Consider the following 20021-nt stretch of genomic DNA (forward strand, 5'->3'; position numbering starts at 1 on the left):
AAGTGAATTTATTTTACAAATTAATATAGAAATATAAATTTTAATTACAACACATTCTCTAGTTATTATCCTTTAATGCAATTCGAACTCACAGATCACCGTTACTATTAAACTAGACTAGACCAGATCCAAGATATCAATAAAGAAATTCATCCTCAAAATTAATGAAGAAACAAATGATTCATAAATAGAAAAGAACATTGATTTTTTTCAATGTTCTTTTCTATTATTTCTGCATATGAATTAGATTTATATTCGAAAAAGTGCCTTACCCCTGATTCCTCTGCACCTCTCTAAACTCCTCCTTCACCTTCTCTAACAACCCTTCTTCCGTAATTAATCGATACGCCGTATTTGCTAATGCTTTTGCCGATGTAATTAATGCTTTATCTCCAAGTTCTGAACGTGCTGCTTCTCTAAATTCATTCGTATGTGCAATTAAGTCATCTGGTCCGATTTTAATGTACGGATGAATTGTCGGTACGACTTGACTTACGTTTCCTGCGTCGGTTGAACCGATCCCTACTCTTTCTTTACGATTTACCTCTTCACCTAATAGTTCTAATTCTTCCGCTACGATATCGTTATATGTTTTTGTTACGAGTAATTCATCGATTTCATTTTGGAATTGATGAATTTTTACTTTTGCACCTGTTGCTAACGCTGCTCCCTCAGCAATGTTTCTTACTTTTTCTGTTACTTCTGCACATCTTTTTCGCGTTGCTGCGCGGATGAAGAACCTTGCCGCGGCGTAGTCAGGAATAATGTTAGGTGCTTTTCCGCCTTCTGTAATAACGCCATGAATTTTCACGTCTGACGGAAGTTGTTGGCGAAGTGCGTTAATACTGTTATAGAGCTGAATAACCGCATCTAATGCATTAATCCCTTCTTCTGGTGAGGCTGCAGCGTGAGCTGTTTTTCCGTAAAAATGAAAATCAAGTGGATCGACTGCTAATGAAGGACTCGTTGTCGCTGTCTTTGCGCTCGGATGAATCATAAGCGCCGCATCAATGTCTTTAAATAAACCTGCCTTTACATAACTTGATTTCGCGCTACCATTTGGCCCGCCTTCTTCTGCTGGTGTACCAAACACGACAACTTCCCCGCCAATTTCTTCAAGCGTTTCTGATAATGCGATTGCTGCTGCAACGCTAATTGTGCCAATTAAATTGTGACCACACGCATGACCTAGTCCTGGTAAAGCGTCATACTCCGCTAAAAATGCAATGACTGGTCCTTGTTTTCCTGAACTTTTTCGCGCGATAAAACCTGTTTCATGTCCAGCTATATTGTGTTGCAGCTGAAATCCTGCACTACCTAGTAATAAGCTTAACGTTCTGGATGCGTAAAACTCTTGGTTTCCAATCTCCGGATTCGCATGAATATCATGACTTGTTTCTATGTACTTTTCCTTATTTCTTTCGATACTCTCTTCAATTGTTTTTCTTTGTGACGTTACTCCTGTCGCTCCCATTGTTCTTCCTCCTTTTATTTTCACGTAAAAAAGCCTCTTTCTAAAAGATAGAAAGAGGCTTCTGTATATACAATCAAAATGAGCTTCTTTCTTATCTTTCAAGTTACCTTGCTGGAATTGGCACAGTATTCATAACGAATCCGCTGCCGAGGTATCATAGGGCCAGTCCCTCCACCTCTCGCGATAAGAATTTTCATAAAATTATATTAAATTACATTCATTCTAAGTTCATTCCAAATAAAAGTCAAGGAATTCCTATCCGAATTTACCGAATATCTAAAAATCCTTTTAATACACCAATTGTTTCTGGCGCTTGCAGTCTGGCACATACGTACGGAAATTCTGTACTACCTTCAAACATCATTTGAGATGTAAGCGGTGCGCCTGCCCAGAAGATTTCATCATCAATTACGATAAACGGGAATGCTTTATTTTGTCTTTGTAACTTTACATTTTTCAGTGGAACTGGTCCATCACTATAAACTGTTATCTGTGCATTTGTACGCATTAACGCTTGCCATACTCGCTTATCCACTTGTTTTGTACTTGGAAGTGAAATAATAATTTTTCGTTTTGCGGCTAAAATATCTTTTAATAACCCTTTCGGCTCTTCAAGATTCATTTCCATAAACCAGCGTAAACGTTTCGAAATTTTCCGTTCCCACAATTGTCTTGATGTCGTGCGATCATACACATCTCCATGACGTTCTATATGAGCTGTTAATTGTGATAACGCTTGTTTTCTCGAAAGGTTTTTACGCATATAATGGCAATCTGATAATTGAATGAACTTCCCTCTCGCTCTTGTCACTGCTACATTGACGAGGCGATGGTTTTTGTGATCAAAGAATAATACGCCAGGTCGTTCTTGCGGATAACTGTCAACCGTATCAAAGATCATCATATCTCTTTCAGAACCTTGGAACTTATGAACTGTCGCCGCTAAAACTGGTATGTTTTGATATTTCGTTCTCTGCAACATTTCTCTAATACACGTTGATAAAAAGCGTGACTGCGCCCTGTAAGGTGTCACAACACCAATCGACTGAACACCGTCTAACAATCCGATTAACATCATTTGCATCGCTACTAAACCAGACATAATGTTAAAACGTGAACCAGAAGCCGCATCTTTTAACGAAAAAGCTCCCATTTTGCTCGTATCAAATAAAACACTCGCTTCATTTGCGAACGGCTGCAATTGCGCAAGTTCTTTACGCTCTGAAACAGACGGATGATCGTATACTCTATTTTTATAAATAAACGAATTCGTAAACTTCGATATATCCGCATGCATACGTCTTTGTTCCTGCAACATAAATAGGTTCGGATGTGCTTCTGATTTATTAACAGACTCAACAATCCCAGCATGGTAAAACATATCTTCCCCAAGCCATTTGCGAACAAGTTCATGGTTCGCCATCGCAATTGGAGGTAATTGTAAAAAGTCGCCACAAACAACGATACGTTTTCCAAGTGAAGCAGCTAATGCGATTTGCGGAACGAACGCCATACTCACTTCATCTACGACAACTAAATCAAATGTACGCTCATAAATTAGCGCATCAATTGCACATTTTGATAGAGTTGCACCAATTACTTTCGCATTTTCAATATATTCTTTTTCTACTTCTTTAATTTTCGCTTTTTGCTTTCGAAGATCACTTTCAATCTCTTGTATACGCTTCTTATCAGCAGAAGTCGCTTTATATGATAAAATCTTTTCACGAAGATCTTGTCGTGTTTCTTCTAAATAGAGTCTTTCTTCTCCCCAAGATCCGTTCGTCGTTTCAACTAGCTTCGACGTAAGTAATGTTTCATGATTTCGTATATGTTCATGTTGACTATAACCGTAACGAACAATTTCGCCAGGTGTCCATTTCTTTTTCTTCTCAATTTGTTTCGTTACTTCGCTCATTAATACGTCCACTGCCGCATTACTATGAGCTAACACAAGTACCGATTTTCCTTTTTGGTAATGAGCCGAAATAATACGTGATAAATTGTACGACTTCCCTGTTCCAGGCGGTCCCCATACGTACGTTGTCGGATTGTAAAACGAACGATATGCTAGTTCATTTTTCGGATTTTTCATCTTCTCAATATGCTTCGGACTGCTCGTCCCATCAACGAGACGCTTTATACGATTACGTTTTAGCTTATCTTTACGTGCTTCTTTCAATCGCTCTTGCAGTTGCTCTAAAAGTTGCCACGGTTCACTGTATAAAACCGCTTCTCTTATTTCACCTTGTATATAATCATTTAATTTCAATTCTATTTCTAATCCATGTACAGATAATACTTCTCCTGTCGCTTCCTCACCATCGAACTCAATTCGAATTGGTGAACCTTCAGGTAAACTTACTTCCGAAATAAGCTGAAATACATACACTGTATTCTCATAATCTGTATATAAAAAACGACCGTTCATGATAGAAATTTTACTACCACCTATCGTTTTCCAATGTTTAATTTCATATGCTAATGCATAATGCCACTCTTTCATCGTTTCCGATAATGAAGGAGTTTGAGTAGGTATATTCATCGTATAATCTCCTTCCTTCTCCCCAAACATACTTTCTCACTATACCATACAACACGCTTAAATTTGTAAGGTTTTTATCTTGCTTATTTTCTTAATTTTCAATAATATATTGTATATAATTTTCAGAAAGAAGGAATCTACATGCCAGTTAGAAGAATTGAACACGTAGGACTTATGGTTGCAAACTTAGAAACATCTATTACTTTTTATGAAAAAGTAGTTGGCTTACAGCTCATTAAGCGAATGGGACACCCAAACCCAGACTTAAAACTCGCTTTTTTAGGTGTAGAAGAATCGAAGGAAACGATACTTGAATTAATTGAAGGCTACAATTCTTCTCTTCCGGCAGAAGGAAAAGTACATCACATTTGCTTTAAGGTAGATTCATTAGAAGAAGAAATCACAAGACTAAAGAAACACACAGTAACCTTTTTACTAGGAGAAGAAGTCGAAACATTACCAGATGGAACACGTTACATATTCTTCGCTGGTCCTGATGGAGAGTGGATTGAGTTTTTTGAGACGGAGAGATAAAGCAAACCTTTATTTTGCGGGATAGAAAAGGAGCCGGAATTACGGTCCTTGTTTTTAACCAGTAACAATGAAACATACCTCCAACCTAAGAATTTACCAAGATTAAAAATACAATCATTTTGTTAGGAGGAGAGAATGGGAAATACAGTCTTTATTATTGTTTTTTGGATACTGATACTATTTCCAATCCTTTATGTAATCAAGATAAAGGATTGGAATATAAAAACAGCTGCCTTATTTGTTGGAAGGATTCTATTAAGTATTGTCTATTTTATAAATGGAATGGTATTAGGTCTGCAACGAAATTGGGTAGAACCTCCCTATGAAACAGAATGGGATTTCTTTGTAAAGTCTTTACTAAACGGAAAAACTGATGCACTTATACACTTGTTACTTCTAATTATTATCATTACTTTGGATCTATTCATTACATTTTATTATATTAATAAAAAGAAATAGGATATTCTCTCCTATTTCTTTTTTATGAGTAGCGCCATATCGTTATCAAACTAAGGTTTTATGTTGCCCCTAAACAATAATTTTTTACATTTTTACTCTGGGGATGTCAATTTTACTATATTTTGGGTATTTATTTTTACTAGCTTGATGGACATGGGGTTGATTTATTTTCTTAGGCTGATAGGCATGTGGTGCTATCCCATTGCTATTAAGCTAAGAATTTAATTGTAATAAGGTAATACTTAAGATACAAATAAAATATCTTTTCCATGTCGCACTGTTTTATTGAAGTCTATCCCGAGTTGTAGCTAGTTCAATGCGACTGTAAATTCGGAGTTCGGTGCGCCAGCAAATACAACCGTTCCATTCTCTGGTAGTTTCACTTTGTTATTATCACTAACGACGGTAAAATTGACGCATACTCCATTCTCATCATACACCGCGAATGAACTTCCTGATGGCAACTCCACATTCATCGTTTTCCCTGCTGCCTCTTGCGGGACCGTAAACCATTTCGCATGCCCATTTTTTTGCAATGTAACTTTTGATAATCGACCTGTATCAAGGGGTTTTACGTTAGATTCACTGACGTATAAAAAGCTGGACATCTCCATATATTCAGTACCATCCTCTGTATAGAAATGGGCTTCCTTTGTATCCCGCCCATTCATCACAGGAATTTGAATTTGATGCGTCGCCGTATTCGGACCTGTAATTTTTTTGCCGTCCCAATATCCATCCTTGATCGTAATTTGTGTGTTAAGAGGCATTAGTTGTCCTAGATAGTTCATAGAATTAAATTTTTCGTTAACGAGATAGAACTTGCCACCCTCGCGCTTCGCCCATGCAGCAGCTGTTTTCTTCGGTAACACATTGTTTTCTAATTTCTGGGCTAAATAGTGAGTCAGCACATTTTGCCCCAATCCCGGTGATAATTCATATGTGCTCTCTCTCAAATAAACTTTTCCATTCTTCTCTGTGACGAAGTTAAGCTTGGAAGTACCCTTCTCATTTATAAAGCTTCCATCCGCCGTATATACATATTTTTCTTCCGGTTTAGTTGGTAAAACCAGTTCTCCCTTCTTCGTAATTTCTATTTTGAAATGGCTATAGCTATTTCCATAAAATCCTGCTTTTTTTACCACGTCTTGAGGCACTTTAGCCTTGACGGGCTTTCCGAAGGATTTATCTGGCTTTATATCCTTAATTGTCCCTTTCTCTTTAAGCCTAGCTAGCAGTAATTTATTTGCCAACAGTTGATTTGTCATGCTGCTGCCGCCGGAGGACAATACAGCTGCTGCCATCTTCTGTTCTGGAAGCACGACCAATGTAGCATGTTGCAGTATCGTATCCCCACCCTTAGTCAACGCTTTTATCCCATATTCACTGAATGGGTATAGTTTCACACTATCCCAGCCAAGTCCATAGTTGAACACATTTCCGCTATCTCCCGGCCACATTCCTTTTTTATATTCTTCTTGTTCCATCGCCTTGACTGCTTTATTAGAGAGAATTTCTTTTCCCTGTCCCATAAATATTTGTGAGAATCGCACCACATCTTCTGCAGTAGAAGAGATTCCTCCCGTACCAATTAGATTCACCATTTCACTTGGTAGCTGTCCCTGGTATGTCGGAGAATACAGTCCAGCCCGCTTTTCGTCTTCCCATTTGTCTTGCGATGTTATCGTATGATTCAGTTTTAATGGCTCTGTAAACTTTTGATGTAGAAATTCAGTAAAACTCATACCGCTGACTCTTTCTACCAAGATCTCAGCCAGTGTAAAACCGTCATTACAGTATACTGAGAACGCACCAGGGTCTGCCTTCAAGTTTTGGTTGGACAATTGTTGCAATAATATATCATGGGCATAAGCATCATTATCTTTAAATAAAAATGCATTATTGAACGTCGAACCTTGCAAACCCGAGGAGTGATTCAACAGCATACGCGGTGTAATACGCTTATATCGTTTATCTTCCATTTTGAAATCAGGAATATAGCGGGCAACAGGAGCATCCAAATCAACTTTTCCTTCGTCTACCAGTTTCATAACAGCCGCAGCTGTATATACTTTACTGGTTGAACCAATTCCGTATAGAGTATCTTTGGTTAGTGGCTCTTTCCCTTCTATGTCGTTCTTACCTGTCTGCCCCGACAAAATAAGTTTACCATTATCAATCAGCGCATACTGTACACTAGTCGTCTCATAGGACTTCGTGAGCAGTGCAGCGTTCTCTGCAGCAATCTTCTCCAAATCTTTGCTAGCAACTTCTTGGCTAGATACAACCGGAGTCTTACTGCTAGAAGACGCTATCGCTCCTGTTGGTAGACTCATCGTTAGAGCTAAGGTAGCGGCTAACACTCCAGATAATTTATTTTCCATAAGAAAAATTCCTCCTTAGATAAATGATCGATTTCATCTTTTATTTGTTCAATTACAAACATCACATAAACTACTATTCTGGCTTTATCCCTACTGTCTATATTCAACAAGTAAAATACTTTTAAAAAGACCAGTATTCTCGGCTCTACCCATACTGTTCAAATTGCCGTCAACATATGCCCCTCCAGCAAAAGTATCAAATCCTAGAATAACATCTGTATGTTCCCATATCGGGACACCGTTAGGAAATATAATTTCATAGATTCCTAGACCATATCCATTGATTCTTCCCTTTCCTGTAGGAACTGTAGTGAGTATTCTGTTCTTTCAGTAATTGCCACCAATAGAATGCTCTTATTACTAGTTTGTTTTTCGTATAAATGTATCCTATTTACCCTCCCTCTTTTACGCTTCTCTATATTTGTATCCTACACAATAAAAATTTCTTTTTTCTTATCCATTTCTTACAATTTCCTTACGTTCAAATCACTTCTATAATTAGATAGGTTTTATTTTAAAATCTCCAGGATAATAAGTGCATATATAATCCCACGATTTTATAGAAGATGGATTAATAACCTTTCATGCACATCTCTAATATTCCCTTAGATTCCACCCTCAACCTTTACCACAGTTCCAACTGGCATCAACACTTCTTCACATTCTTATAAGTGGAAGTCATTATTTCATATTCATCATTGTAAAAAGATAAAACGAGAACTGAAACACCCCCTAATATAATTGACGTTGTATGAGCTTTGATTGATAGCGACGGGGTACCGCCAGTATTTCGGAAAAAACCACACTAAGGGTATACAAGGTTTTATACAGTTTTTCAGTTAATCCAATAAGAGACAAGAACCCTAAAACCGCACCAGGATAGGAAAGTATAAAAAATGCATAGATCCATAGAACAAAAAAAAAGACGATTCCCTTGTAAAATTAGGGAACCGTCTTTTTCTTCGCTATCGATAACAAAAATCAAGTACGTAATATTTTATTTGTCGATATTTTTTCAATCTTCATTATCGATTTCTATTGTACCTGTTCTAGCACTAACCTTTAAAATATTTAACAAATTATCAGGTGTCTTGATTTCTACTTCATATTCAAATTTTGATTGTGCTAAGTTATCATCTTCTAATTCGAATTCTTTTTTCACATTAATAATTTCTCCATTTGTATGAGCTAAAGAAATTTCACGAACTTGTTTCTCTGTGTAGTTTTCATTCTTTTTTGCATAATTGTAACCCATACCATAATATCCACCAACAATAGCAATACCACTTACTAAAATAGCAATTACACTTATAATTATTTTCTTTTTATGCTTTAACATTTTCATCCACTCCTTAATGATTACTCCTCTATTCCAAATCTTGCTTCAAGCGCATTTTCTGCTTGCTCTAATTGATCTTCCAGTATATCGTGTTCTTTTTCTTGCGTTTGATATTGTTCAACAGTTATCGTTCCAGCGTGATAATCTGCTTCTAGCTGATTATCAGATAGATCTATCTTGTCATCCAATTGGTCAATTTCTTTTTTTGTTACCAAGTACATATTTAAGTTATCTTCTTTTGCTCCAACTGGTTTCGTGTTATTTGCCTTTTCTACAATAGATGTGACTTCGTTTTTGAAATCTTGTGTTTGCTTCGTATCATTCGTAGCAGGCTCTGTTTTGTTTGGTTCTTGTTGTAGTTGAGCAACTTCTTTTTGTAATTTATCATTTTCCACTTTCAGTTGTTGCACTTCTGTATTGTTAACAGCTTGAGTAGAACAAGCTGTTAACAATACACAAGATATCGCTCCAATCAGCATCCATTTTCGCATTCTGTTTTCCTCCCTTTACATGTGCACCTTATCCTTGCCTTTATATTACTGAACAAACATTAAAGGAAGATTAATGTATAAAAAAATAAAGTGAAGACTTTTACGGGTAGCCCGACTTCCCCTAACTCCCTCGCATTCGCCGAATTTTGAAGGAGGAGTCTTACTGCCCGTTAATGCTGGATAAAATGATATAATTAAATCGTTTCTAATCTTGCTTTAATGTTTTTGAATTATAGTGATACATATTAATAAGAAGAAAAGGAGAATGTTAATGCGAGTTCTTATTGTCGAAGATGAACAAGACTTACAAAATATATTGGTAAAACGATTAAATGCAGAACATTATAGTGTCGATGCATGTGGGAATGGAGAAGATGCCTTGGATTATATAAACATGGCTACCTACGATTTGATTGTGCTTGACATTATGATTCCAGGAATAGATGGTTTACAAGTATTACAAAGATTACGCGCGGACAATAATACAACTCCTGTCTTGCTTCTTACAGCTAAAGATACAATTGATGATCGTGTAACAGGACTCGACTTAGGTGCGGATGATTATTTAGTAAAGCCGTTTGCTTTTGACGAACTGTTAGCAAGAATTCGAGTGTTAATGCGAAGAAAAACAGGAAATACATCTAATGTGTTTGAAATCGCTGACCTAGTGGTAGATTGCAATATGCATAAAGTAACACGAGGAGACCAAGTTATCACTCTTTCCAGTAAGGAATTTGCTATTTTAGAATATATGATTCGTAATAAAGAAGTTGTGCTGACACGAGATAAAATTGAGCAACATGTGTGGAATTACGACTATGAAGGTGGCTCAAATATTATTGATGTTTACGTCCGCTATCTTCGCAAAAAAATTGATAGCCAGTTTGAAACGAAGTTAATTCATACAGTACGAGGAACTGGTTACGTATTGCGAGTAGAATCATGAAAAGACTATCAATAAAAATGAGAGTAACCCTGTGGTATACGGGGCTAATTGTAATTATTATGGCACTCGTGTTAGCTTTTATTTTAACTTCTTCAGATAAAGTTTTGCTTTTTAATATGAAAGATCAATTAAAGAGCACAGTAAAAGAAAGCATGGAAGATATCAAATATAAGCATGGGCAGTTAAAGATTGACGATGATTTTGAAACCTTAGAAGATGGAGTAAATATTAGTATTTATAGTAAACAAGGTGAGCTGTTAGTAGGACATAGTCCAACAAGCTTTAATAAAAAGATATCGCTTAAATCCGATGAAATACAAACCATTAAAGACGGCAATAAAGAATGGATAGTATATGATTTTCTCCATAATGCAGGCGGCGATGAGCAAATCTGGGTTCGTGGAATAATGACTATGAACCAATTATCCTCAACGATGAATACGCTTATCGTGGTAACAATCATCTCATTCCCATTACTTATTCTTATTGCGGCATTCGGAGGATATTTTATCACGCAAAGGGCGTTTCGACCTGTGCAACAAATGAGTGATTCAGCTAGTAAAATTGGTGATGGTAAAGACCTTTCGAAGAGAATTAATTTACAAGGTTCACCGAAAGACGAAATGTATCATTTAGCACAAACCTTTGACAAAATGTTTGTGCGATTGGAGACATCATTTGAAAGTGAAAAACAATTTACATCTGACGCATCTCATGAATTAAGAACACCAACATCTGTTATTATTTCACAATGCGAATACGCTTTATCGCAGAAGAATAATCCGAAAGAAATGGAAGAATCGTTAGAAGTAATTTTAAAGCAATCACGTAAAATATCCACTCTAATCTCACAACTTTTATTATTAGCAAGAGCTGACCAAGGAAACCATAATACTTTCCAATTTGAATGTATCAATATGAGTGAATTAACGGAAATCGTCGTAGAAGAGCTCTCATTAATGGTACAAGAGGCTTCGATTGATATAACAATTAATATAGAGAAAGACCTATTTATTAAAGCCGATCAAACATTGATGATGCGTTTATTAATGAATTTACTAACGAATGCGATTGCTTATAGCAAAGCGAGTGGAACTGTGAATATGCAACTATTCCGTGATGAAACCAACATAATAGGTAAAGTCTCCGATAATGGCATCGGCATCAGCGAGCAACATATTACTAAAATATGGGACCGCTTCTATCGAGTTGATGCAGCACGCACATCTTCAAACATCGGAAACACAGGTTTAGGATTGTCGATGGTAAAATGGATTGTCGAACTACACGGAGGAGAAATTACGGTTGAAAGTAAATTAGGAGAAGGCAGTACTTTTACATTTAAACTACCAATTGAAAAAAGAGCATAATTTATACGTGTCTGTCGCTTCAGAATAAAGATTGATTCAAAGGCTCTCTACAATCCTTATGTAAAAATAACTGACGCATTTTAAACATCATCGATTTTATCATTTTGGACAACCTATTCTGTTAAATTAATATACATGCGAAAAAACTATCAAAATAAAACCCCAGAAATCCAATGGTCTCTGGGGCTTCATTATATATTTAGCTCTTTTTGCTTTTTGTTTTGTTTATGTCTATAGAGCAATTTTCGACTTATTAGAGAAATCACTAATAAGGTCAGAATTAATAAGATAAGTTGCATAAATGATAAATCAAAATATTTAGCACCTGTAACGATTAAAAGTGTAGAAATCGTGCCTTTTATAACGAAAAAAATAATAACCCATAACCCGCCTTTTTTCCAGTTCATTTTATATTACCCTTTCCTACGTTTAAATTCTTAAAATATTTAATGATAGTTCGTAAATATGACAACTTAATAGAAATCTATTATATTAACAAAAAATTCATGTCTAATTAAATGCGACGATTCTATATTAAGTGAAAATGATATTCATTGTCAATTTTATTGATTATTTGAATACTTATTCTCAATCTCTTTCTACTTTGTTTCTTATAAGCAATACACTTTTATATTCAAACAAAAACACCTCCATTACATTTGCACACTTAGTATGCGAATGCAAGAGGTGTTTTTTCATATACCATCAGGTAAGATTTCCTGCTTTGTTTATTTCTAGATACGTAGCTATTTTTTAGTACACAATTACTGGATCATACGTGTTCAAACTATCATATACAGTTTTTGCAACATTAGGAAGAAGGTTCACACACCCACCTGATCCACCTGTTAAATAAGCATTATTTGCCCAGTCTTTTCGCCAGCCGGCATCGTGGAATCCTTGACCGCTATTTGTGAATGGAACCCAGTAATCTACTTTAACCGCATAATCAGCTTTCCCTACTGCGCTACCTCTTAGCGTGTATGGTGTTCGTTTGTATAGGACGTACCACACACCTGGTGATGTATCTTCACCCGTGCTATGTTTACCCGTTACTACATTTGTTGTAACGACTAATTTTCCATCTTTATAAATCCAAATTTGTTGCTCTGCAATTGAAACTTCCGCATACGTGTCTCCGATGCCATTATTCGCTGTTGTTTTATAACCGATACCTTCCTTCTCCCAACCATTTCCGTGAATATTAGAAGCAGAAAGCGACTTTTCGCCTTTCTCAAAGGCTTGTTGAACTTGTTTAGTTTCTTTTTCAACATCTAGTGCCCAGCCGTAGCCTTGCCCTTTTACTGATATAACTGAACCGGAATGCGTTTTAAATGAGAAATCTTTATTTAATGTTGATTTGGCATTATTAATTTCAGTAATTTTCTTCTTAATGTCACTCGCATCAATTGTAACTTTCATATCCTTTGACATAGAGGCATTTTGAATTAAATCTTTCGCTTTTAAAGGATAAACTTCATCCTGCACTTTATACTCAACAGACTGCCCAAGAAGATTCTGTAGTGCTTTCTCCTCTTTTTTGACAATCGGATCGTCTTCTTTAATAGGTTTTATGTATGCAGACTTCAGATGAATTTCGCTTTTATATTTTTGCTTATCGTAATCTTTCAGTAGACTAGTAACGTCATACTGTTTTCCTTCAACACTTTTCGAAATAACAATTTTCCCTTGTTCTAGCTTCGCCATAGCATCTTGAGGCGCTTTTAATTTTTCATTCATAGAGATGAGCGTTTCTTCTACAAGTTTTTTCATCGTTTCACTACGATACTGATCTGCCTTCTCTGGTAGTAATGAATAATTTTCTCCCTTTGAGGAAGGGAAAAATGTCCACTGACTTTTTAATAGTTTCTTAACTTGAGGCAAATCTTTTTCCGTAAGTTCCGTTTTTGTATCTTTTTCATCTAAAATTTGTTGTTGATCAACATAGACTTTGTTTGCTAGTCCAGATGTCTTTAATTTCTGTATTGCCTGATCAGCGCTCAGACCACCAACTTTTGTGTCATTAATTGTAACATTCGAATTGAAGTGAGTTGCCTGATAATAACTCATTCCCCCAATAAGAAGTGCAATTACACCAATACCCACTGCGATAAACTTCCAATTTGTATAACGTTTTTTTGATCTTACTCGTTTTTGATCAATTTCTTCAACTGATTCATTTGTTGTATTGTTGTTCATCAATCTTTCCCCCGTATGCATTAACGTCAAACGATTTTCAACTAAAATCATAGACTAGTGTACCTTATTTTTCCTAAAATTTCATTATTTCCGACCACATTTTATCGCAATTTAATAATTAAATTTAGATTTTTTAATAGTACGATGCATTGAACAGCCCTTTACAAGTCATAAAGTGAAACTTAAATCAACCGTCACACCAAGAGATTTAGCTTAATATTCTAGGGGGAAATTTTTCTCTTTACGTAAAATACGAATTATATTCTCCATTTTATGAACATCAACCCCTAATTTTGTCAAAAAAATAAACGATAGTCCTTCTACATTTTTGATAAAAGGACTATCGTTTTTTCAGTTAGAGTATTTGTATAATCGTTTAACTTTTTATTTCCTGAAGGTCTAACGTGATGAAGATGATGAAATTTCATCTCATAGCCTTTAAATGAAAAACATTATGTTTTTTATGACAATCAAGTTTATTTTTATAAATTAAACCCTTAGCTTGATGCCTCCCATATATCCAGCAGCCTAAGATTAAGTAAGAGTCCATTCAACTAGATTTTTTCTAATATTTTTAGGTGCATCTTATTTCGCCTCGTCATATTTCACTAATTGAATTTAAAACACATCCGTATGCTATTTAGTAAAATTTACGATTCGAGACGTAATTATTGAAGTAATCAAGATAATAATAGCGGTTATCAAGCCAGATTCTCCAATCCAAATCTCAGTTTGATACCCTGTACTTGCACGTGTGAAAGGTCCTTGAATAATGGCATTCCAAGTAGCATGGATGATAACCGAAGGCCAAATGCTACCTGTGATAAGTCGTAAATAAGCTATAATATAACCGAATGGTACAATACAAAGATAGATACCAAGTACTGAAAGAACGACAGATGGTCCCGCTACATATAGACCAGCAATAACTATTGGAACATGCCACGTTGCCCAAATCAATCCACTAATAAGGATGGGCCGTGAAAACTCTGCATCGACTAGCCTTGTGAGCATATAACCTCGCCAACCCATTTCTTCTCCCAAAGCCGGGATTAAGCCAAGCAAACTTCCGAAAATGCCGCTCAATACTACTAGATAAATGAAGTTGAATGGTGCCGTTACATACTGAAGCCCAAGCATATTGTAGATCGGTTCTAAAATAAACATACCAACTTCGGGATACTGAAACCCCGCAATTCCGCTCAACCAGGCGATAGAATAAGTAATTCCACAAATAATCATAGGGATTAGCAGAGCAAAACCAATCCCTTTCCATATCTTTAAGTTACCGAGACTAAAAGATACATCTTTAAACCCTTCTTTCAGTATTATGCGAGTCAAAATAGAAGATAATGCTGGGGTAAACATATATACCACAATAAGCGGCATACTTTTCGTAATTATTACTACTACATTTAGGATAATAGAAGTAATGATTAAGATACTCAAAAAGAGTTGAAGTCCTATTTTAGCACGTTGGATTTTATCTTTATTGTGGAACGATTTTGCGTGTAATATCATTTTAATCCGCCCTTCCCCTTTCATTCACTTGTTTATCGAATTTACTTCTTGTCATTTCCACAGACACAACTTAGAATAAAAATGTTTTTGTATACAGATTCATTCATCTTTAAAATCCCTCCCCAATTTATAGTCTAGTCTTACTTACGACTCATCAATGTAATTATTATTTATAAGTTGTCATAACCGATAGTACAAAAGTGTAATGATTAGTCTATGACCTGTGTCAATTAACCTTATGACAATATGTAACTAGAAAATATGATATGGAATAGATAACAATTGAATTAAGGCAATTGATTCGTTCAAGTACAATGAATCAATCTTGCTTTACAAATAATTCAATTGAGGTGGAAAAAATGAATAAGAAAAGCATAATTGCAATGGTTAGTACAGCTTTATTAGTCACAGGATGTGTAGAAGTAGGAAAGGCTCAAACAGTAGCAGTCGAAAATTCAGGTCAATCAATACAAAAAAATATAGTTAAATCCATACAATCACAGGCTTACCCATTAAAAACGATAGAGCCGTCAAAATCATTTGAGGATTTAAAACCACTTAAGAAAATGATTGGGAGCGCGCAATATGTGGGATTAGGAGAGAATACTCATGGAAGCTCTGAAATTTTCACTATGAAATTTCGCCTTGTGAAATATTTGGTTACTGAGATGGGTTTTACAAATTTCGCAATGGAAGAAGATTGGGGAAACGGCTTAAAGCTAAATGAATATATCCAAACAGGAAAAGGAAACCCTAGGGAGTTTTTAAACTTGTTATATCCTACTGATGAAATTATAGCCATGATTGAGTGGATGAAAGATTATAATGCCGATCCATCCAATAAAAAAAAGATCCAATTTATCGGGCTCGACTTAAAGGAATTGGACCAAGGTTGCTTTAATAAAGTAATTGATTATGTAAAGCTGCATCGACCAAATTTGCTGGCAGAAGTAGAAGAAAATTATAAAGAATTGTCGGCTTTTAATGGAAGTACACAGGAATATATGGACCTTGCTCCTGAAATAAAAGAAAAGTTCAAAACAAACGCTGAGAGAGTAGCTCGATTACTAAAAGATGAGAATAAACAAGCCAACACAGAAATAGTTTCACCCGAGTACATCTGGGCGAAAGCAACGGCAAGTGCAATAGAGAAATTTACCACAATGCTAATTCCTAACGACTATCCAAGTATGTTAAAGCTACATGAGCAATACTTGGCCGATCATGCAATGTGGGCACAAGAAACATTTGGTGGTAAAACGATGGTATGGGGACACAATATTCATATTGCTAAAGGAATTATCGATGAGAAATTATACCCTTATGTTGCGGGGCAATTTTTGAAGGAACGTTTAGACAATAATTATGTCACAATTGGTAGTACAACTACGAAGGGGAATTTCACCTTATACAGCGAATATGATCCTTCTACTGGAGGTAAGATTACAACGCGTGCGATTCCACAAAATGTAAATAGTTTTAACTATACCCTCGGAAAAGTACCATATAACATGTTTTTATTGGATAACCGTCACCTTAAAGGACAAGCAGAGAAATGGGTTAAAGCCAAAAGACCATTACTAAGTATAGGGGGACAAATATTCCCAAACGAATCGACATACTTTGATAAATCATTGCTTGAGCAATTTGATATTATTTTTCACATTCGAAAAACAAGTCCATCTCATATTAAATAAAAGTACAAAACAATCCCGTTCTTGCAAATGCAAAAACGGGATTGTTTTGTGGAGGATTAATAAAATGAAACTTTATTCAGTAGGGGTTTTGTTCATCCCAACTGATTATCAGCCCTCACCAATCGGGCTTTTACGGACAGCCCGACCCCCACCTAACTTCTTTGCTTCCACCTGAATTTTGAGGTGGGGGTCTTACTGCCCGGCAAATAGCGGGATATAAGCATCTTTTTAACCAGCAGTAGGCTGCTCTCCCCTTTTTAGCATCATTTAGAAATGTCATATGACACTTTTACACTAGTGAGAATGACAAAAAAAGCAGTATGATTCGGTTATTACATAGATAGGAGCGATGAACTTTATGAAATCAAAATTCATCCAGAATGGTTATTTTTTATTGCTAACTTTCGTTACAGGATTGTTTTATTTTTGTTTTTATCTAATAGCTCTGCTATTTAGTTTCACCCTTTCATTTACTGTTGTTGGGATTCCATTAATTATGCGCGTACTACAGACTACCACACACTTTATCCAATTCGAGCGCATACAGACGAAAATTTATACAGATATTTCAACAGACTCTTACGATAGAAATATAACAATGGATACATCGAACTGGGCTCAGGTGAAATTAGTGCTTACAGATCGTCGCACTTGGTCTGCTGTCTATTGGTTAATGCAGAAATTTGTGATTGGCATTTTCAGTCTTATTAGTGCAATCATTTTTTATGTAATGCCACTTATGTTCCTGTTGGCACCACTACTGTATCGATACATCGATATGAATATTATATTCATACAGATAGATACGTTTGCCAAGTCACTCTTTGTAATGTTTATGGGTATAGTATTTACCGCCATAAGTATTAGAATAGTAGAAGGTTTGACACAGAAAATTGGGGGCTATACACGTAGTATGATTCAGCAACTAAATCAATAGAAGTTTGCAATCTGTGAGTAGTATCGCAGTTTTAAATTAAAAAGTATAATAGGCATGAAGGATTAAATTATAATATATGAAGTAAAAAGGTAGGCTACTTAGGGGGTAAATGACTTGTTAGATATGGTTAAGTATTGGTTTTGGTACGATTGGATTATGTTAGGAGTCCGTATACTTGTTAGTGTCTCTATCGCCATAACCACATTCGATTTTCAGGATAGTTTAACATTGCCACTTTGGATTGTTATTTTTTGGGAGGTTGTTGCCTTCTCGATTCCATGGGTAGCCTTACTGTTCAATTACAAATATTACTTGTTCACAGAAATACTGCTATATGGTGGACTGTGTATATATTTAACCTCTTTATTTCCGGAAGCTAACGTTACATTTCTGATATCGGCTTTTCTAATTGCTGCGAATAGTAAGCATTTGTCCTATTATTGGACAGCTCCAACAACAGTTTTTATAACAACTGGAATTCTCTATGCGGTTGCGCCAAGTAATAGCTATTGGATTTTAGTTACCTACTATGGACTTGCTTATGTAATGGGCTTCGCTTTCCATTTATTAATCGTCAATCATAAGCAAAATGAAGCGATTCGTAAACAAAACGCGGTACTTGAGCAATATATGTCTCAGATTGAACGCATTACACTGGCGGAAGAACGAAACAGACTGTCGAGTGAGCTTCATGATACAGTTGGTCACGCTTATACTTCTATTATTATGGGGATGGAAACGTTGCGTACCGAAATTGCTACTGAAATGGGTATACAGAGGCTAGATTCTCTGCTTGAAATGGGACGTAAAAGCATCGAAGATGTGAGAGGTTACTTACATCAAATGGAGTCTCCGTGTCAATCGCCTTCCTTGATTCAATCTCTACAAAATCTTGGGGTCGAATTTCAGGAGCACGCTCAGGTAAATGTAAGTTTTAGGACATTCGGAGAGGAATATCCACTGTCTCGGCAAGCGAAGATCGCATTCATTCGTTGTTTACAAGAGTCCCTTACGAATGCAGTACGTCATGGTCAGGGAACTGAAATTATAGTTTCATTGCAGTTTGAACAACAATATACGAGATTAGAAGTTCAAGATAATGGAAAAGGAAATGTAGAATGGCAGGAAGGCTTCGGTCTGAATGCGATGAAAGAACGAGCAATGAATTTACAAGGGCAATTGTCTGTATATACAAAGCCAGAGGAAGGAATGCTTGTTACATGTACCATACCGCGACAAACTGAAATAAAAGATGGACTTATTCGTTTGTTAATTGTAGACGATCAACCATTTGTTCGGGAAAGTTTGAGGACACTACTCGATAGATATGAAGATTTAAATGTAGTCGATTTAGCTGAGGATGGCAATCAAGCCATCGATTTGTGTGGGCGCCTTCAACCCCATGTTATACTTATGGATTTAGATATGCAGCACATGGATGGAGTTGAAGCAACCAAAAAGATTAAGCAACAATGGCCACATATCCGCGTATTGATTTTCACAACTTTTCAGGATACCGAACAGGCGTTGGAATCACTTCGCAACGGTGCGGATGGTTTTTTACTCAAATCTATTGAAACATTGGAGCTAGCTAATACGATCCGACTTATTCACAAAGGTGGGACACTGATTGATCAGGGAATGTCTCACAAAATATTTGAGAAGTTTGATGAGCAAAAAGAGACACCACAATCAAAAGCAACCGCTTATGAGCTAACAGCTAGGGAGGTAGAAATATTGCAGCTAGTGGCAAAGGGACTTCGATACACTACCATAGCATCAAGGTTATATTTATCGAATGGTACGGTCAGAAATTATGCTTCCACAGCTTATACAAAGCTAGGAGTCCGCAACAAAGAAGAAGCTGTTCAAAAGGCTCTAGAAATTGGAATTATTGAATAAGAAAAATGTTTTTTGTTTCTCTACAGCAAGGTAAAATGTAGTTACAAGATACAGTAAAGGATAAAGTGAAACTTTAATCAGTGGGAGTTTTGTTCATCCCCCACTGATTATCAGCCCTCACCAATCGGGCTTTTACGGGCAGCCCGCCCCACCTCACTTCTTTGCTCTCGCTGAATTTTGAGGTGGGGGTCTTACTGTCCGTTAATGCGGGATAAACTTATGA

At 36.2% G+C, this 20021-nt stretch carries 15 protein-coding genes and 1 riboswitch; of the genes, 7 read left to right on the forward strand and 8 right to left on the reverse strand.

The features are described 5' to 3' along the window. Positions 1-268: 268 nt before the first annotated feature. Both ACYFX0_RS00445 and ACYFX0_RS00450 read right to left on the reverse strand, forming a co-directional pair. A complete protein-coding gene (locus tag ACYFX0_RS00445; protein WP_000501376.1) occupies positions 269-1474 on the reverse strand; it encodes a M20 family metallopeptidase in 1206 nt (401 codons plus the stop codon). Positions 1475-1562: 88 nt separating this feature from the next. Continuing rightward, positions 1563-1664, reverse strand: a riboswitch (SAM riboswitch). A gap of 75 nt (positions 1665-1739) precedes the next feature. Continuing rightward, complete coding sequence (locus tag ACYFX0_RS00450) at positions 1740-4049, reverse strand: AAA domain-containing protein (RefSeq protein WP_247727449.1); 2310 nt, start codon at positions 4047-4049, stop codon at positions 1740-1742. 111 nt (positions 4050-4160) lie between these two features. Between ACYFX0_RS00450 and ACYFX0_RS00455 the strand changes: the two genes are divergently transcribed. Beyond that, positions 4161-4553: a VOC family protein gene (locus ACYFX0_RS00455; protein ID WP_001145295.1), complete on the forward strand. Its 393-nt coding sequence runs from the start codon at positions 4161-4163 to the stop codon at positions 4551-4553. A 135-nt stretch (positions 4554-4688) separates the two neighbouring features. After that, positions 4689-5012: a hypothetical protein gene (locus tag ACYFX0_RS00460; RefSeq protein WP_000528636.1), complete on the forward strand. Its 324-nt coding sequence runs from the start codon at positions 4689-4691 to the stop codon at positions 5010-5012. A gap of 308 nt (positions 5013-5320) precedes the next feature. Here ACYFX0_RS00460 and ACYFX0_RS00465 read toward each other — a convergent pair whose 3' ends face one another. The 3 genes from ACYFX0_RS00465 to ACYFX0_RS00475 all read right to left on the reverse strand — a co-directional run bounded on the left by ACYFX0_RS00465 (position 5321) and on the right by ACYFX0_RS00475 (position 9226). Continuing rightward, positions 5321-7396, reverse strand: a complete 2076-nt coding sequence (locus tag ACYFX0_RS00465; RefSeq protein WP_247727450.1) for a serine hydrolase domain-containing protein — start codon at positions 7394-7396, stop codon at positions 5321-5323. A gap of 1015 nt (positions 7397-8411) precedes the next feature. Next, on the reverse strand, positions 8412-8735 hold the full coding sequence (locus ACYFX0_RS00470) for a PepSY domain-containing protein (protein WP_000912129.1): 324 nt from the start codon (positions 8733-8735) through the stop codon (positions 8412-8414). 20 nt (positions 8736-8755) lie between these two features. After that, a complete protein-coding gene (locus ACYFX0_RS00475; protein WP_460269651.1) occupies positions 8756-9226 on the reverse strand; it encodes a hypothetical protein in 471 nt (156 codons plus the stop codon). 271 nt (positions 9227-9497) lie between these two features. Here ACYFX0_RS00475 and ACYFX0_RS00480 point away from each other — a divergent pair, with 271 nt between their 5' ends. After that, positions 9498-10172 carry a response regulator transcription factor gene (locus tag ACYFX0_RS00480; RefSeq protein WP_001264526.1) on the forward strand — a complete coding sequence of 225 codons (675 nt, stop codon included), beginning with the start codon at positions 9498-9500 and terminating at the stop codon, positions 10170-10172. Further along, positions 10169-11542, forward strand: a complete 1374-nt coding sequence (locus tag ACYFX0_RS00485; protein WP_460269654.1) for a sensor histidine kinase — start codon at positions 10169-10171, stop codon at positions 11540-11542. Before ACYFX0_RS00480 ends, ACYFX0_RS00485 begins: the two co-directional genes overlap by 4 nt. Before the next feature lie 191 nt (positions 11543-11733). On the opposite strand, the gene ACYFX0_RS00490 is transcribed toward ACYFX0_RS00485, so the two are convergent. From ACYFX0_RS00490 to ACYFX0_RS00500, 3 genes are all read right to left on the reverse strand, one after another. Beyond that, positions 11734-11949, reverse strand: a complete 216-nt coding sequence (locus ACYFX0_RS00490; RefSeq protein WP_460269656.1) for a hypothetical protein — start codon at positions 11947-11949, stop codon at positions 11734-11736. 346 nt (positions 11950-12295) lie between these two features. Then, complete coding sequence (locus tag ACYFX0_RS00495; protein ID WP_001064072.1) at positions 12296-13741, reverse strand: L,D-transpeptidase family protein; 1446 nt, start codon at positions 13739-13741, stop codon at positions 12296-12298. A 636-nt stretch (positions 13742-14377) separates the two neighbouring features. Then, positions 14378-15262 carry a CPBP family glutamic-type intramembrane protease gene (locus tag ACYFX0_RS00500; protein WP_460269658.1) on the reverse strand — a complete coding sequence of 295 codons (885 nt, stop codon included), beginning with the start codon at positions 15260-15262 and terminating at the stop codon, positions 14378-14380. Between the two features lie 359 nt (positions 15263-15621). On the opposite strand from ACYFX0_RS00500, the gene ACYFX0_RS00505 reads away from it, so the two are divergent. The 3 genes from ACYFX0_RS00505 to ACYFX0_RS00515 all read left to right on the forward strand — a co-directional run bounded on the left by ACYFX0_RS00505 (position 15622) and on the right by ACYFX0_RS00515 (position 19798). Continuing rightward, complete coding sequence (locus ACYFX0_RS00505; RefSeq protein ID WP_127725871.1) at positions 15622-16959, forward strand: erythromycin esterase family protein; 1338 nt, start codon at positions 15622-15624, stop codon at positions 16957-16959. 358 nt (positions 16960-17317) lie between these two features. Beyond that, a complete protein-coding gene (locus ACYFX0_RS00510; RefSeq protein WP_000836849.1) occupies positions 17318-17896 on the forward strand; it encodes a sensor domain-containing protein in 579 nt (192 codons plus the stop codon). 114 nt (positions 17897-18010) lie between these two features. Continuing rightward, positions 18011-19798, forward strand: coding sequence for a helix-turn-helix transcriptional regulator (locus ACYFX0_RS00515; protein WP_247727453.1), 1788 nt, complete (start codon positions 18011-18013; stop codon positions 19796-19798). Positions 19799-20021: the final 223 nt, after the last annotated feature.

This window comes from Bacillus sp. NEAU-Y102 (assembly GCF_054788175.1).